This is a genomic window from Streptomyces coacervatus, from assembly GCF_029223485.1.
Lineage (GTDB): Bacteria > Actinomycetota > Actinomycetes > Streptomycetales > Streptomycetaceae > Streptomyces > Streptomyces coacervatus.
The window spans coordinates 17,606-33,068 of the sequence record NZ_JARHTP010000017.1 but is presented as its reverse complement, the minus strand read 5'-3'; the positions used below and the strand labels follow the sequence as shown (position 1 = coordinate 33,068).

Below are 15,463 nucleotides of genomic sequence, written 5' to 3'. Positions count from 1 at the left end.
GGGTCTACCTTCCCAGTGTAGTCAACTAGCCGGGCGGCAAGTAAGTAGCTGGCCGGGGGGAATACCCAGGGGAGTGGGGACGATGGCGGACACGCAGACGGTCGAGACGAAGCCGGACAAACAGCCGAAGAGCGTACGGGTCGTGCTGCTCGCGCTCATGATCACCATGATGCTCGCGATGCTCGACAACATGATCGTGGGCACCGCGATGCCGACCATCGTGGGCGAGCTCGGCGGACTCGAGCATCTGTCCTGGGTGGTGACGGCGTACACGCTCGCTACCGCGGCCTCCACCCCGATCTGGGGCAAGCTCGGCGACATGTACGGGCGCAAGGGCGCCTTCATGACGTCGATCGTGATCTTCCTGATCGGCTCCGCGCTCAGCGGCATGGCGCAGAACATGGGCGAGCTGATCGGTTTCCGCGCGATCCAGGGTCTCGGCGCGGGCGGTCTGATGGTCGGCGTCATGGCGATCATCGGTGATCTGATACCGCCGCGGGAGCGCGGCAAGTACCAGGGCATGATGGCCGGCGTCATGGCGCTCGCGATGATCGGCGGCCCGCTGGTGGGCGGCACCATCACCGACAACTGGGGCTGGCGCTGGTCGTTCTACATCAACCTGCCGCTCGGCGTGGTGTCGCTCGGTCTGATCAGTGCCGTACTCCACCTGCCGAAGAAGCGTTCCCAGGCGGGCATCGACTACCTCGGCGTCGCGCTGCTGACCATCGGCATCACCTCGATCGTGCTGGTCACCACCTGGGGCGGCACGCAGTACGCCTGGACGTCCGCGCGGATCATGGAGCTCATCGGGATCGGCGTCGCCGCGCTCATCGGGTTCGTGTTCTGGCAGACGAAGGCCGCCGAGCCGATCGTGCCGCTGCACATCTTCCGCAGCCGCAACTTCACGCTGATGTCGGTCATCGGCTTCATCACGGGCTTCGTGATGTTCGGTGCGACGCTGTTCCTGCCGCTGTACCAGCAGTCGGTGCAGGGCGCGTCCGCCACCAACTCCGGGCTGCTGCTCCTGCCGATGCTCGGCGCGATGCTGGTCACCTCGATGGTGGCGGGGCGGGTGACCACGAACACCGGCAAGTACAAGGTGTTCCCGGTCGTCGGCAGTGTCCTGATGGTCGTCGGGCTGTATCTGCTGTCCACGATGGACACCGGGACCTCGCGGTTCATGTCCGGTGTGTTCATGGCCGTGGTGGGTCTCGGGATGGGCTGCCTGATGCAGATCACCATGCTGGTCGCGCAGAACAGTGTCGAGATGAAGGACATGGGTGTCGCATCCTCGTCGACCACCCTGTTCCGTACGCTCGGCTCCTCGTTCGGTGTCGCGATCATGGGTGCGCTGTTCAACAACCGGGTGCAGGACGTCATGTCCGAGCGGGCCGGGGCGCTTGGGTCGAAGATCACCGAGAAGTCGGCGCAGCTGGATGCGAAGAGCCTGGAGAAGCTGCCGGCGGTGGCTCGGGAGGCGTACCAGCATGCGGTGTCCTCGGGTACGCACTCGGCGTTCCTGCTGGGGTCTGTGGTGGCCGTGGGTGCGCTGGTAGCTGCGGTGTTCGTGAAGGAAGTGGCGCTGCGGGGTACCGGGGCGCCCAAGCCTGGGCAGGAAGAGGTGGCGCCGGCGCCGGTCGTCGAGGCCGTCTGATCCGATCCGGCTGTGAGCTGAAGGTCCCCCGGAAGGTGTCCGCCCCGGGGGGCCTTCGCTGTGTTTCGTCTGCGGGTGTGTGGCCTGGGGGCTGTGCCCCCAGGCCCCCTTCGGCCTGAAGGGCCTCGTCCTCAAACTCCCCCACTCTCGGCTTCGCTCGAGCGGGGGGACCCCCACGACGGGCTGGATGTCAGACCCCCGTGCCACCATCACCGTATGGACAAAATGCGGCAGTTGCGGCTGGCCAAGGACGCCATGGACCGTGACTGGGCCGATTCGGAGCTGGATCTGGGGGTGGTTGCCGGGCATGCCGGGTATTCGCGGTTTCACTTTCTGCGGGCCTTCAAGGAGGCCTACGGCGAGACGCCCGGGCAGTATCTGACGCACCGCCGGATCGAGCGGGCCGAGGAGATGCTCCGCAGTGCGGATCTCAGCGTCACCGAGATCTGCAATCTGGTCGGGTTCAGCAGCCTCGGCACCTTCTCGGCGCGGTTCAAGGCGCGGACCGGGCTGACGCCGAGTGAGTACCGGACCAAGCATGTCGGCCGGGGAGCCGCCCTCATACCGGGGTGTTACGCGATGCTGTGGGCCGGCGGCTTCCCCACCGCAACTTTGAAGAAGCGCCCCGGACCCCGCCCTGCCTACGGTGACGAACAGGACACAACACCGTGACCGAGGCGAGGAGAGCAGAGCCGTGATCTTGGGGCTGGGCATCACCACCGTATGGACGTTCGACCAGCAGCGCACCAAGGCCTTCTTCACCGAGAAGCTGGACTTCGAGGTGCGGGACGAGGTGTCGATGGGTGACATGAAGTGGGTCACCGTCGGTGCCAAGGAGCAGGCGGGGGTCGAGCTGGCGTTGATGAGCCTGGACGGTCCGGGCCTCGACCCGGAGTCCGCCGAGGCGCTGAAGAAGCTGGTCAGCAAGGGGGTGCTGGGCGCGGGGGCGTTCCGTACGGACGACTGCCGCGGGGACTACGAGACCTTCAGGGCGAGGGGAGTGGAGTTTCTGCAGTCGCCCCAGGAGCGGCCGTACGGCATCGAGGCGGTCTTCCGCGACGACAGCGGCAACTGGTACTCGCTGACCGAGCGCAGCGAGGAGCTGGACTTCTCCAAGGACTTCGGGTGACCGGCATGGGGGACGACACGATCGCCGACGCCGTCGCCGCCGACCACACTGCCATACGCGTGGCACTCTGGCGGGCCCTGCACCTCCGGGCCGATCCGCCGCCGCACGTCATCGAGGACGAGATCGGGCTGCGGCTCGCGGATCCGGGTGACGGGTGGCGCGACCGGCCCGACATGGACGTGCACGCCACGCGCCGCACCCGGGCGTCCATCGTGGCCCGGGCCCGGTTCGTCGAGGACCTGGTCGTGGAGCGGGTGGGGGAGGGGGTGGATCAGTACGTGGTTCTCGGTGCCGGGCTCGATACGTTCGCGCAGCGGCGGCCGGAGGCCGGTGCCCGGGGGCTGCGGGTGTTCGAGGTCGACCGGGCCGGGCCGCAGGCCTGGAAGCGGCGGCGTCTCGCCGATCTCGGCCTGGGCGTTCCCCCGTGGCTGCGGCTCGTGCCGGTCGACTTCGAGGGGGACTGGTGGGGGCAGCTGCTCGCGGCCGGGTTCGACACCGGCCGGCCTGCCGTGGTGGCGTCCGCGGGCGTCACGATGTATCTGACCACGGAGGCGGTCGAGGCGACCTTCCGGCTCGTCGCGGGGCTCGCCCCGGGATCGATGCTGGTCACGACCTTCCTGCGGCCTATCGAGGACGTCGAGCCGGAGGAGCGTCCGCAGCTCGAGGTCGCGATGAAGGGCGCCCGCGCGGCCGGGACCCCCTTCCTCAGCTTCTACCGGCCGCCGCAGATCCTCGCCCTGGCCAGCGCGGCCGGTTTCCGGGAGGTCCGGCACATCTCGGCGGCGGATCTCGAACAGCGGTACTTCGCGGGCCGGACGGACGGGCTGCGGCCGTCGCGGGGCGAGGAGCTGCTGATGGCCGTCGTATGAGAGCCGCGGATGTGTGAGAGCTAGGGCAGCATCGGATAGCTGCCCGTGTTCGTCGGCGCATGCTCCGGCAGCCACAGCACCGCCACCGCGCCCTCCGCCGGTACGTGATCCGGTGCCCCCGCCGGGCGTACGTTGCGGAAGGTCAGGCGGGCGCCCAGTACGCGGGCCTGACCGGCGGCGATCGTGAGGCCCAGGCCGTGGCCGTGGCCCGCGCGGTCGGCGCTGCCCGTGCGGAACCGGCTCGGGCCGTCGGCGAGGAGGTCGGAGGGGAAGCCGGGGCCGTGGTCGCGGACCCGGATGACCCGGCCCTCGACGGTGACCTGGATCGGCGGCTTGCCATGCCGGGCGGCGTTGGCGATCAGGTTGATGAGCACGCGCTCCAGGCGGCGCGGGTCGGTCGTGAGCATCGACTCGTGCACCACCCGCACCTCGACGGACGGGTCCTTCGCTGCCACCCGCCGGGTGACGAACTCGCCGAGCATGATGTCCTGCAGCTCGGCCCGCTCGGAGGCGCTGTCGAGGCGGGCCACCTCCAGTACGTCCTCGACCAGGGTGCGCATGGCCTTCGCGCGGTCCAGTACCAGCTCCGTCGGACGGCCCGGCGGGAGCAGTTCGGCGGCCGTCAGCAGGCCCGTCACCGGGGTGCGCAGCTCGTGCGCGATGTCCGCGGTGACCCGGCGCTCGGCCTCAAGCCGCTGCTGCAGCGTGTCCGCCATGGCGTCCACCGCACGCGCCAGATCGTCGGTCTCGTCCCGCACGACCCCGCCGATGGCGTCCCGCACCCGTACGTCCGACTCGCCCTTGGCGACCTGGTTCGCCGCGGCCGCCGCCTTGCGCAGCCGGCGCGAGAGCTGGCCGCCGATGAGCACCCCCAGCGCACTGCCGCCGAGGACCACCGCGATGGAGCCGATCACCAGGGCCTGGTCGAGGTCCTTGAGGATGTCCGTGCTGCGGTCGGTGAACCCGGTGTGCAGCGACAGCACATGCCCGTCCTTGACCGGTACGGCGGCCCAGATGTCCGGCACCCCGCCGTGGTCGATGACGTCGCTGGCCTTGCGGCCATCCAGGACCTTGTCGCGCAGCGCGTCCGGCAGGTCGGGGTCGTCGATCTTGATGTTGGGGAAGTTCGGCCGCCGGTTCAGGTCGTAGTTGCGCTGCGCGATCTCGATGCGCTCATTGGCCAGGTCGCGCGCGTTGTCGAGCATCGAGACCCGGGCCGCGTTGTGCACCACAAGGCTCAGAGTGATCGCCACCAGGCCGGCCACCAGCGCGATCGCCGCGCTGAGCTTCCATCTGAGCCCGGTGTGCAGGCCCGCGCGCTCCATGCGCCGGACCGGGGAGCGAAGGATCCGCCGCATGACCGCCCGCTCAGGCCTTCAGCTTGTAGCCGAAGCCGCGGACCGTCTCGATCCGGTCCTGGCCGATCTTCTGCCGCAGCCGCTGCACATGCACGTCGACGACCCGGGTGTCCCCGCCCCAGCCGTAGTCCCAGACACGCTCCAGCAGCTTGTCGCGGGAGAGCACGGTGCCCGGCGCGGAGGAGAACTCCAGCAGCAGGCGCATCTCGGTCGGGGTGAGCGCGACCGGCTGCCCGGCCCGGCGCACCTCCATGCCCTCGGTGTCGACCTCCAGGTCCCCGAAGGTGAGCACGGCACCGGTCAGCGGGTCCTCCGCGATCTCGGTCCGGTCGCTGCCGCCAGCGTGTCCGAAGCGGCGCAGTACGGCCCGGATCCGCGCGACCAGCACGGCCCCGTCGAACGGCTTGGTCACATAGTCGTCGGCGCCCGCCTCCAGGCCGAGGACGACGTCGATGGAGTCGGCGCGCGCCGACAGCATGATCACCGGAACGGTGGACTCGTCCCGGATCCGACGGCACAGGCTGACGCCGTCCAGACCGGGGACCATCACGTCCAGCAGGGCGATGTCGGGGCGGTCGGCCCGGAACGCCTCCAGACCCGACAGGCCGTCGGGCATGGCGGTGACCGCGAAGCCGTCCCGCTCCAGGGCGAGCTGGGTGGCCTCACGGATGACATCGTCGTCCTCGACGAACAGGACGTGGGTCTGCTCTGCCATCCCGTTGCTCTCTGTCCTCGTGGTGTGCGTGTGTGTGCGTGCGTGTGGGGGTCAGTGGTCCGGCGCGGGCGTGGGCGTGTCGTCGTCGCCGGAGTCGAGCTCGCTGTAGTCGGTTTCGTGGGTGCTGTGCTGGGCGAACCGGCCCGCTTTCCATCTGTACGTGGTCACGGTCTCTCGGGACGGGTTCGACACCGGGTCGTTCGTGTCGTACACCTGCTGGGCCACGGTCAGGTCGGTGCCGTCGATCTCGGCGTAGACCGGCGACTCCTCCGCCTTGAACACATTCTCGTACGTGCCCTTGACGTCCCGGTACACGTATACACCGACGCCCACCTCGTCACCGCAGCTCCAGACATTGACGAGGACGTCGTTGACCGATCCGCCGGTCAGATAGCCGTAGGTGGCCTTGACCGGGTAGCCGTCGCCGCTGCATGGCTGCAGCTCGCGTTTCACCGCCGGGGAGACCTTCGAGTCCTGCTTGATCAGCGAGACCGCGTCCACCCGCCGAAAGCCCCCGGACGGGCTGGGTGAGGGGGAGGCGACGGCACCCGCGATCGCCGATGCGTGTGCCGGGCCCTCGTCCCGGGCACCCGTGCCCCCCTTGCCGCACGCGGTGGTGAAAAGGGCGACGGCGGCGAACACGGCCCCCACCGTGATCACCGCCTGTGAACTGCCTAGGGCCCGTTCGGGCCCGGCCCCGGTCAGGCCGCGCAACGCTCCCGCTCCCCACGCTCCAGCGCGCGTGCGTCCAGATCGCGGCTCTCCAGCTCCTCACGGAGCCGGGCGAGCGCCCGGTGCAGCGTGCTCTTGACTGTTCCGGCCGACATGCCCAGGGCGGCGGCCGTCTCCTCCGTCGACATCTGCTCCCAGTGTCGCAGGACCACGACGCTGCGCTGCTTGGGAGCCAGCACCTTCATGATGTCCATCAGCAGGGCGCGGTCCGCGTGCTGCTCGGTGGAGTCGTCGACCGAGGCGTCCGGCAGCTGCTCGGTCGGGACCTCCTCCAGCTTCCGGGCCCGCCACCACTCGGTCCGCGTGTTGATCATCACGCGCCGCAGGTAGGCGTCCGCGAGCCGCTTGTCCGCGATGCCCTCCCAGCGGCCGTACGTCCGTACCAGCGCCGTCTGGAGCAGGTCCTGTGCGTCCACCGGGTCCGGGACCAGCCGGCGGGCGCTGCGCAGCAGCGCGTCCTGCCGCGTGCGGACATACTCCTCGAACTCGAGCACCTCGCCCTGCGCCATGTCGAACCGCCTCCCGATCCCCGTTCCCGGCCGGCTTGATCGCCGTCGGTCTGTTCCGTAACAGCCCGCTTCTGCCGGGCACGCAAATGAAGCTACGGAGGTGTTGTCACGGCGCTGTCCGAAGCAGCGCTCGGCTAGCAATCGGCTGTCCGTCGGTTGTGTAACGGACGTAGGAACGGGGTAAACAGGTGCACCGAATCGCATGGCTATGGGGCGATTTGGCAGGTCGGCGGGGTGTGATGCGGCGTGATGTTACGAGCGGTTACGTCAACGGCAGCCGATACAAACCACCGGACAGCGGCTCCACGAGACCGTCCGCGACGAGCCCGTCGAGCGCCCGCGCGCGCTGCACCGGCTCGTGCCACACCCGGTCGAGAGCGGCCTGCGGCACGGGCGCGTGGGCCTCGCGCAGCACGGCGAGCAGCTTTCCGCGCACCTGCCGGTCCGTGCCCGCGTACGTCTGCCCGCGCCGCGGCGGCCCGTTGTGCTCGGGCTTGCCCGCGAGCCGCCAGGCGCACTGCGCGGCGATGGGACAGCGGTGGCAGGTCTCGTTCTTGGCCGTGCAGACGAGCGCGCCGAGCTCCATGGAGGCGGCCGCCCACCGCGCGGCGGTCTGCTCGTCCTCGGGCAACAGGGTGCGGGCGAGCTTGCGTTCGGCGGCGGTCGTGGCGTTCGGCGGGTACTGGACGCCGCTGACGGCGCGCGCGAAGACCCGGCGGACGTTGGTGTCGAGCACGGCGTGCCGCTGCCCGTACGCGAAGGAGGCGACGGCCGCGGCCGTGTACTCGCCGATGCCGGGCAGCGCGAGGAGCTGGGCGTGGTCGGTGGGTACGTCCCCGCCGTGCCGTTCCGTTATGGCGACGGCGGCGCCGTGCAGCCTCAGGGCGCGGCGCGGGTAGCCGAGCCGGCCCCAGGCGCGGACCGCCTCGCCGGGCGCCTCCCGGGCCAGGTCGGCGGGGCGCGGCCAGCGGGCCAGCCACTGTTCGTAGACGGGCAGCACGCGGTTGACCGGCGTCTGCTGCAGCATGAACTCGCTGACCATCACACCCCAGGGGCCGGCTTCCGGGAGCCGCCACGGCAGGTCGCGGGCGTTCTCGTCGAACCAGTCGATGACGGAGGCATGGAGGGTTACGTGGCCCTCACCGGGAGGGGAACCAGCGAGCGCGTCGGCCGGGCCGTCGGCGGGGCTGCTGTGCGGGGGCTTCGTGGGAGCAGTCATGGCATTTCCGATCCTGCCATGGCCCCGGTCGGTTGGGCCGCCGTCCCGTGCGCGGTGCGTCGTGCGGACCGGGATGATGATCCGGAAAAGTTGACGAACCGGCGGCGGGTGGGGCCTGCTGAGGCGCCGATCTCTCGTACAGTTTGCGCCGTGGGATCTCTGCGCAATCCTGTCGGGCCGCTCCCCTCCACCATCTACTGGCGACGGAGGGCCGTACTCGTGTCTGTGGTCGCCCTGTTGGCGCTGCTGACCATGTGGATCGTCCTGTCGGGCGGTGGCGGCGCCAAGAAGGACGACGGGGCGAACGGCAACACTCCCGCGCCCACGATCACTGCGGGGCCGTCGAGTTCGGGTCCCGCGATCAGCCAAGCGCCGGGCGGTCGTGACGAGTCGGGCGGCGGGGGCTCCAGCGGGTCGGATTCCGGAGGCAGTTCGGGGTCAGGATCCGGCTCGGACTCCGGGACCGGGGGCTCCGAAGGGGCGGCCGGCGGCGGTACGGGCGGTGCCGGTTCCGGCATCGGGGTCGGCCGGGGCGACGCGATTCCGGCGAGTTCCTCGATCCCCAACTGCACGACGAGCTCCGTGAAATTGTCCGTGCGCAGCCTGCGCAACACGTACTCGCCCGGTCAGACGCCCACGCTGCTGCTGACCGCCGCGAACACCTCGGGCTTCGACTGCAAGATCGATCTCGGGCCGAAGAGCGCGGTGTTGACGATCACCCAGGCGGGCAGCCACAGCAACTACTGGTCCTCCGCGGACTGCCCCCAGGGCTCCGGGAACCTGGTGTTCCGGGTGCCCAACCGCAGCAGTATCACCTACTCCGTGAAGTGGGACCGGAAGCCGAGCGCTCCCGAGTGCGCGACGCCTGCGGCGGGGTCTGCCGGGGCCGGCACGTATCTGGTGGAGGCGGCGGCGCCCGGGTTCGGGAAGGTGCAGGTGTCTTTCGTGCTGTCGGCCGACTGAGCAGGGCCTCTGCGGGCTGTCCAGGACGGTCGGGAAAGGGGACACCCCCGGTCTCGACGAGGCCGGGGGTGTCTCTTCACTGTGGTGTGAACTGAGGTTCAGCTCCAGTGCTGGGCCGCGTTGGTGGAGGCGCCTCGCCTGTCGGTGTAGACCACTCCGGTGCCCCCCGTGTCGAGAACGAGCCCGGTGGCCTTGTCCTTAAGGACCCAGCCGGCGGACTCGTGGATCTCGTACCACTTCTGGTAGTCGCCACCGTTGCAGTCGAGAAGGTACACGTCACCGTCGCTGTTGCTGTCGAGGCACTTCCCGTTGCCGAACTTCATCAAGTAGGTGCCGTCGGACTGCCTGTACTCGGTCCAGTGTGTGGAGTAGCCACTGCCGGAAACCAGACGGACGCGGGAGTTGACGTACGCCAGGTTGTCGCCGGTCCAGTTGTTGTTCCAGGTGACCGGGTTGCCGGCGGCGAATGCCGGCCCTGAGCCCGCAAGGGTCAACGCTGGGGCGAGAACCGCCGCCGCGGCGAACGTTCCTATGAGGCGCTTCTTCATGGAGTTCCCCCTCAGAGTTCGAATTGAGAATCGAACGAAATGGTCGGCGTCAAGCTACCCCGCATGATCACTCCACGCAACGGTATTTGGGTCAACCGGGGGGAAGTGCCCCGACGTTGGGGCATCGGGCCAGGAACTCAGACGTACCGCTCCAGAATGGAGGACTCGGCCAGCCGCGACAGACCTTCCCGAACGCTTCGGGCTCGGGCCTCGCCGACGCCGTCGACGGTCTGCAGGTCGTCGACGCTCGCCGCGAGCAGCTTCTGGAGGCCCCCGAAGTGCTCCACGAGACGGTCGATGATCGCGCCCGGGAGGCGCGGCACCTTGGCCAGCAGGCGGAAGCCGCGGGGCGAGACCGCCGAGTCGAGTGCCTCCGGAGAGCCCGTGTAGCCCAACGCCCTTGCCACCGTGGGCAGTTCGAGAAGCTCGGCGTGGGTGAGGGCGTCCAGCTCGTAGAGGGCCTCGTCGACCGTACGGGAGCGCTTGGCCGTGGGCTCGGGCACGTAGTCCCGGACCACCAGCTCGCGCTCGGGTTCCACGCCGGCGATCAACTCGTCGAGCTGGAGGGCGAGGAGACGCCCGTCGGTGCCCAGTTCGACCACGTATTCGGCGATTTCGGTGGCGATGCGGCGCACCATCTCCAGGCGCTGGGCCACCGCCGACACGTCCCGGACCGTCACCAGGTCCTCGATCTCCAGCGCCGACAGGGTGCCCGCGACTTCGTCCAGGCGCAGCTTGTAGCGCTCCAGGGTCGCGAGGGCCTGGTTGGCGCGGGACAGGATCGCCGCGGAGTCCTCCAGGACGCGGCGCTGACCGTCGACGTACAGGGCGATGAGGCGCATCGACTGGGAGACGGAGACGACCGGGAAGTTGACCTGCTTGGAGATCCGGTCCGCCGTGCGGTGCCGGGTGCCCGTCTCCTCGGTCGGGATCGTCGCGTCGGGCACGAACTGCACACCCGCCCGCAGGATCTTCGACAGGTCGGAGGAGAGCACGATGCCGCCGTCGAGCTTGCACAGCTCGCGCAGGCGCGTGGCCGTGAACTCGACGTCCAGTACGAAACCGCCGGTGGACATGGTTTCGACGGTCTTGTCGAAGCCGAGCACGATGAGACCGCCGGTGTTGCCGCGGAGTACCCGTTCAAGCCCGTCGCGCAGGCCCGTGCCGGGAGCCACGGCGCTCAGTGAGGCGCGCATCAGGCCATCGGCACCGGAGCTCCCACCGGACTTTCCGGGAGCTGCCGCCCGGTCGTTGGCTGCCACTGCACTCCTCCGGTCGCAGGTTCTGGGGCGCCCCCGTGTCGCACATTCTGATCGCACGGATGGGCGAGACCAGGGCAAAGTCTACCGGCGGTCCTCCTCGTCCCGCGGGGCCTCTCGGCGACGGGAGCGCGGAAGGACTCTCAGAGCGTCCCCTATGTCGGCGACTTCCAGGACCTTCATGCCGGAAGGGATCTTGCCGGGGTCGCCCGGAACGAGCGCATGGGTGAAGCCCAGGCGGTGTGCTTCGGCGAGCCGGCGCTGGACGCCCGTGACCCGTCTGACCTCGCCCGCGAGGCCGACTTCGCCGATCGCGACCAGGTTCTTGGGCAGCGGGGTGTCGCTCGCCGCCGATGCCAGCGCGAGGGCGACGGCGAGGTCGGCGGCGGGCTCGGAGAGCTTCACTCCGCCGACCGTCGCGGAGTAGATGTCGCGCTTGCCGAGTGCGCTGATCCGGCCGCGCTGCTCCAGGACGGCGAGCATCATCGAGACGCGGGAGGTCTCCAGGCCCGAGGTCGTACGGCGCGGGGAGGGGATCTGCGAGTCGACGGTGAGCGCCTGGACTTCGGCGACCAGGGGGCGGCGGCCCTCCAGGGTGACCGTCAGACAGGTGCCGGGGACCGGTTCGTCACGTCTGGTCAGGAAAAGTCCGCTCGGGTCGGCGAGGCCCGTGATGCCCTCGTCGTGCAGTTCGAAGCAGCCGACCTCGTCCGTCGTGCCGTAGCGGTTCTTGACGCCCCGGACGAGACGCAGGCGCGCGTGCCGGTCGCCCTCGAAGCTGAGGACGACGTCCACGAGGTGTTCGAGCAGGCGGGGGCCGGCGATGGCTCCGTCCTTGGTGACATGGCCCACAAGGAGAGTGGACATCCCGCGCTCCTTGGAGGCGCGGATGAGCGCGCCGGCCACCTCGCGCACCTGGGCCATGCCGCCTGGGGCGCCGTCGATCTCCGGGGAGGCCACGGTCTGCACGGAGTCCAGGATGAGGAGCGAGGGCTTCACCGCGTCCAAGTGGCCGAGCACGGCGGCCAGATCGGTCTCCGCGGCGAGGTACAGGTGGTCGTGGATGGCCTTGATGCGGTCGGCGCGCAGCCGCACCTGGCTGGCCGACTCCTCGCCCGTGATGTACAGCGTGCGGTGCTCGTCGCTCGCCGACTTCGCCGCCACGTCCAGCAGCAGCGTCGACTTGCCGACGCCGGGCTCGCCCGCCACCAGCACCACCGCGCCGGGCACGAGCCCGCCGCCGAGCACCCGGTCCAGCTCGGGCACGCCGGTGGTGCGCGCGGTGGCCTGGCGGCCGTCGACCTGGCCGATGGGCACCGCGGAGGTGGTGACGCGCCCCGGTGTCGTCGTACGGACCGCGGGCGCGCCGTACTCCTCGATCGTGCCCCACGCCTGGCACTCGGCGCAGCGGCCGAGCCACTTGACCGTCTGCCAGCCGCACTCCGTGCAGCGGTAGGACGGGCGGTCCTTGGTGGACTTGGTACGGGCAGCCATGTCGAGAACCGTAACCGAGCCCACTGACAACGCCCGACGCCGAGCTGATCCGCCGGACCGGCCCCAGGGGCGCGGAAGCTCGTGGAGAGCGCGTGGAGTTGCCGCAATGCGCCTACTCGCGATGGTCGATCTTCGTGGAATCGCGACTGCCGAACGCCATCACAGGACCCGTCGTGGAGGGGCCGCACCGCGGTGGCAGGAGGGTGGGCCGTTGTCGGAGGACGACCGGATCAGGTTGGCGCGAGAGCTGTACGGCGGTCTCGTCGACACCGGGCTGACCGGGTACGAGTCCGCCATCGACGTCGACCCGGACCGGGACCGGGCCCCCGGAGGTCACCCGTCGACTCGATGCGCTCTTCCTGGATCATCGCGGAGTACCGCGGCGTCCCGATCCGGGTGCAGGGGCTGCCGCAGGAGGGTCCCGGCATCGGAATCAGCAGCCACGCACGCGTGCAGGCGTCCTTAGGGGGCGCTGGGGGCGCATCCCCCGGTTACGGCGGCGCGGAGTGGGGCGCGGGAGACCGGGCCGGGCTGCGATGCACCCAGCACGTGGGCCGCCGCCGAAACCTACGCCGGCGCCGGGGGACGAAAAGAGCGCCGAACGAGCCCGCGACCGTGCCCAGCGCATTCACCGGCGCCCGACCCGCGACGGCCCCGCCTCCTCCTGACGGGGGCCACCGCGCCGTTCCGTTCCGCCTCCGTCCTCTGGGCCCTGCACGCGTCCAGGGGCTCCGGCTGGGAGTCCTTGGTCGGGGACGGCCCGGCGGTCGGAATCCCCGACCTGTCCGCCGCCCTGAAGCCGTCGTTCGACGAGCGGCTGCGCGCGGATGCGGTCCTGTGGACTGCCGGCCCGCATCCGCAGCAGTGCGGGCCCGAATGCCTGCGCCTGCGGGAGGAGGTCCAGGCCTTCCTCTCAGGCCTCGGCTCCCTCACCGAACTCCCGCATGAACTCTGGCAGTTGCGCGCCCGCGGCCGAGACCACCGCCTCTCCCTCCTCTACGACGACCCCGAGTCCCCCCTGCCCGCCGCACGTCGCCCGAGCACATGATCCGACACTCCGAGAACCGGCCACCGCAGTCGGTAACCAGCCACGGAACAGGCGGTTCCTGTACCCGATTGAGGGATCGTTTCACCCGTATGGATTAAAAGTGCTCAAGGGGGAAGAAGGGTTCATCACGAGCCGCCTACGGTCCACGGATGAGCAGCAGCCCGGAGACCTCGCCCCGCATCACCGGCGCAGACCAGGCGCGCCGGGAGGCACGTGACCGTGCCGCTGCGCGCACGCTGGCGCAGCGGCCGCCCGCGCGCTACGAGCCCTATCTGGACGGGCTGTTCACCTACTGCCTGTCCGTGCTGTGCGACCACGAAGCGGCGACCGCGGCCCTGGGCGAAGCACTCGCACTCGCCGAGAAGCGCCGCGGTCCGGAGGCGCCGGGCGACCGCCGGGCCTGGCTGTATGCGCTGGCCCGCTGGGCCTGTCTGCGCAAGCTGGCCGAGACCAAGCAGAAACGTCAGGGCACGCACGCGGCGGGCCGGAAGAGTGCCGACAGACAGAGCCCCTCCGACCGCACCGGCCCCACCAACCCTCCCGACACCGACGAGGCCCAGCAGCAGCGCCGCCGCGAACTCGCCCTGCTCGCCTGGCCGGAGGCCGCGGGCACCACCCCCGAGCAGCGTGAGGCGCTCGAACTCGCCGTGCGTCACCACCTCGCCGCCCATGAGGTCGCCGCGGTGCTGGGCCTGGACCTCGCCACCGCCCGCGAACTGCTGGCCTCCGCCGCCTGCGAGGTAGAGCGCACGCGCGCGGCCCTCGCCGTCGTCGAGACCGGCGGCTGCCCGAGCGTCGCCCGGCTCACCGGGGACAACCAGCTGGTGCTGAGCTCGGCCCTGCGCAAGGAGCTCGTCCGGCACGTCGACGACTGTCCGCGCTGCCGCCGCAGCGCCGAGCGCGCGATCCCCGGCCGCTGGCCCGGCGCGATGGTCACCCCCGCCGAGCTGCCGGTTTTGGAGGCTCCCCGCGCGGCCCTGCACATGGCGGCCGCCCATCAGCCACGCGCGCGTGGCGCCGCCGTTCCCCGGTTCGACCGGCGCGGCTTCCCGATGGACCCCAAGGACCGCGCCGCCCGCCGCGACCGCCTACGCGCGCGTGCCGTCACGACGACGGTCGTCGCCACCGTCGTGGCGGCCCCCATGCTCGCCCTGTGGGCCGCCCACCGGGGCGCACCCGAGGGCGCGGACGGGACCTCCGCCACCGCCGGCGAGGCACCCGGCCCGGTCAGCCTGGGCGCCGAGGCGTCGGGCGGCGGCTACGAGAACGCCGGCAACGCCAGCACCAGGCCCGGCGGCCCCTTCGGCAAGGGACACAACCCCGATATCTCCGTGGAGGTCATCAGCGTCACCGGCATCCGCGGAAAGGGCGCCGGTCACCTCGAAGTGTCGGCCGGCAACAGCGGCGACACCACGCTCGTCACCCTCACCGCCGCCGGACCCGCACCGGTGCGCTGGTCCGCGTCCACGGGAACCTCCTGGCTCTACCTGAGCCAGTCGTCGGGAACGCTCAGGCCCGGCGAATCGTTGACGATCAAGGTGTACGTCGACCATCTGCGCGAGCCGTCCGGCTCCTGGAGCGCACGGGTGGCGGTCTCACCGACGGGCGCCGTCGTCTCCATCGAGGGCTACGGCACCGCGCCCAGCCCGACCGCCCCCGGTCCGAGCAGCCCGGACACCCCGCCGCCCTCGTCCGCCCCGGAACCGACCCCGACCGCCTCGGACCCCACCCCGAGCACCCCGCCCTCGTCCCCGGCGCCCACACCCACCGACTCCGCCCCGTCCGACCCGAGGGGCTCGACACCGCCGCCCACGGACAGCGGAGACCCGAGCCCTACGGCGTCGTGAGCGCAGCCGCCGGCGAGCTCAGCGGCCTCGGCGAAGTCAGGTGCGGCACCGAGCCCCGCAGGGGGCGCGGGGCTGTATCGATATGCGGCTCCGCCGCGTGGGCGCGACCAGCCCCCACC

Annotated in this window: 15 protein-coding genes; 7 read left to right on the top strand and 8 right to left on the bottom strand. The window is 70.7% G+C overall.

Going from position 1 to position 15,463, the window contains the following annotated elements:
* Window positions 1–82: 82 nt before the first annotated feature.
* The 4 genes from P2Q00_RS34805 to P2Q00_RS34790 all read left to right on the top strand — a co-directional run bounded on the left by P2Q00_RS34805 (window position 83) and on the right by P2Q00_RS34790 (window position 3,652).
* Window positions 83–1,654, top strand: coding sequence for an MDR family MFS transporter (locus P2Q00_RS34805; protein WP_275777731.1), 1,572 nt, complete (start codon window positions 83–85; stop codon window positions 1,652–1,654).
* 216 nt (window positions 1,655–1,870) lie between these two features.
* On the top strand, window positions 1,871–2,326 hold the full coding sequence (locus P2Q00_RS34800; protein ID WP_425579562.1) for a helix-turn-helix transcriptional regulator: 456 nt from the start codon (window positions 1,871–1,873) through the stop codon (window positions 2,324–2,326).
* 22 nt (window positions 2,327–2,348) lie between these two features.
* Window positions 2,349–2,783, top strand: a complete 435-nt coding sequence (locus tag P2Q00_RS34795) for a VOC family protein (protein ID WP_275777729.1) — start codon at window positions 2,349–2,351, stop codon at window positions 2,781–2,783.
* Window positions 2,784–2,788: 5 nt separating this feature from the next.
* Window positions 2,789–3,652 carry a class I SAM-dependent methyltransferase gene (locus tag P2Q00_RS34790; protein WP_275778120.1) on the top strand — a complete coding sequence of 288 codons (864 nt, stop codon included), beginning with the start codon at window positions 2,789–2,791 and terminating at the stop codon, window positions 3,650–3,652.
* A 20-nt stretch (window positions 3,653–3,672) separates the two neighbouring features.
* On the opposite strand, the gene cseC is transcribed toward P2Q00_RS34790, so the two are convergent.
* The 5 genes from cseC to P2Q00_RS34765 all read right to left on the bottom strand — a co-directional run bounded on the left by cseC (window position 3,673) and on the right by P2Q00_RS34765 (window position 8,185).
* The gene (gene cseC, locus P2Q00_RS34785; RefSeq protein ID WP_275777728.1) at window positions 3,673–5,010 is read right to left on the bottom strand and encodes a two-component system sensor histidine kinase CseC; all 1,338 of its coding nucleotides are present in this window, start codon (window positions 5,008–5,010) and stop codon (window positions 3,673–3,675) included.
* A gap of 10 nt (window positions 5,011–5,020) precedes the next feature.
* Window positions 5,021–5,725 carry a two-component system response regulator CseB gene (cseB, locus tag P2Q00_RS34780; RefSeq protein ID WP_266519037.1) on the bottom strand — a complete coding sequence of 235 codons (705 nt, stop codon included), beginning with the start codon at window positions 5,723–5,725 and terminating at the stop codon, window positions 5,021–5,023.
* 51 nt (window positions 5,726–5,776) lie between these two features.
* Window positions 5,777–6,439: a hypothetical protein gene (locus P2Q00_RS34775; RefSeq protein ID WP_275777724.1), complete on the bottom strand. Its 663-nt coding sequence runs from the start codon at window positions 6,437–6,439 to the stop codon at window positions 5,777–5,779.
* The gene (locus tag P2Q00_RS34770) at window positions 6,427–6,966 is read right to left on the bottom strand and encodes a SigE family RNA polymerase sigma factor (RefSeq protein WP_123966700.1); all 540 of its coding nucleotides are present in this window, start codon (window positions 6,964–6,966) and stop codon (window positions 6,427–6,429) included. The genes P2Q00_RS34775 and P2Q00_RS34770 overlap by 13 nt, the downstream gene beginning before the upstream one ends.
* A 262-nt stretch (window positions 6,967–7,228) precedes the next feature.
* A complete protein-coding gene (locus P2Q00_RS34765; protein ID WP_275777720.1) occupies window positions 7,229–8,185 on the bottom strand; it encodes an HhH-GPD family protein in 957 nt (318 codons plus the stop codon).
* Window positions 8,186–8,335: 150 nt separating this feature from the next.
* Between P2Q00_RS34765 and P2Q00_RS34760 the strand changes: the two genes are divergently transcribed.
* Window positions 8,336–9,148 (top strand): hypothetical protein, encoded by an 813-nt coding sequence (locus P2Q00_RS34760; protein WP_275777719.1) that lies wholly within the window; start codon window positions 8,336–8,338, stop codon window positions 9,146–9,148.
* A 98-nt stretch (window positions 9,149–9,246) separates the two neighbouring features.
* Here the strand turns inward: P2Q00_RS34760 and P2Q00_RS34755 are convergent, their stop codons facing one another.
* From P2Q00_RS34755 to radA, 3 genes are all read right to left on the bottom strand, one after another.
* The gene (locus P2Q00_RS34755; RefSeq protein ID WP_275777718.1) at window positions 9,247–9,696 is read right to left on the bottom strand and encodes an RICIN domain-containing protein; all 450 of its coding nucleotides are present in this window, start codon (window positions 9,694–9,696) and stop codon (window positions 9,247–9,249) included.
* 137 nt (window positions 9,697–9,833) lie between these two features.
* Window positions 9,834–10,958 carry a DNA integrity scanning diadenylate cyclase DisA gene (gene disA, locus P2Q00_RS34750; RefSeq protein ID WP_275777715.1) on the bottom strand — a complete coding sequence of 375 codons (1,125 nt, stop codon included), beginning with the start codon at window positions 10,956–10,958 and terminating at the stop codon, window positions 9,834–9,836.
* A gap of 81 nt (window positions 10,959–11,039) precedes the next feature.
* On the bottom strand, window positions 11,040–12,449 hold the full coding sequence (gene radA / locus P2Q00_RS34745; protein ID WP_275777714.1) for a DNA repair protein RadA: 1,410 nt from the start codon (window positions 12,447–12,449) through the stop codon (window positions 11,040–11,042).
* Between the two features lie 745 nt (window positions 12,450–13,194).
* On the opposite strand from radA, the gene P2Q00_RS34740 reads away from it, so the two are divergent.
* Entirely contained in the window at window positions 13,195–13,497 is a 303-nt protein-coding gene (locus tag P2Q00_RS34740; RefSeq protein WP_275777712.1) for a hypothetical protein, read from the top strand.
* A gap of 149 nt (window positions 13,498–13,646) precedes the next feature.
* Entirely contained in the window at window positions 13,647–15,344 is a 1,698-nt protein-coding gene (locus tag P2Q00_RS34735; RefSeq protein WP_275777711.1) for a BACON domain-containing protein, read from the top strand.
* The last annotated feature ends 119 nt before the right edge of the window (window positions 15,345–15,463 follow it).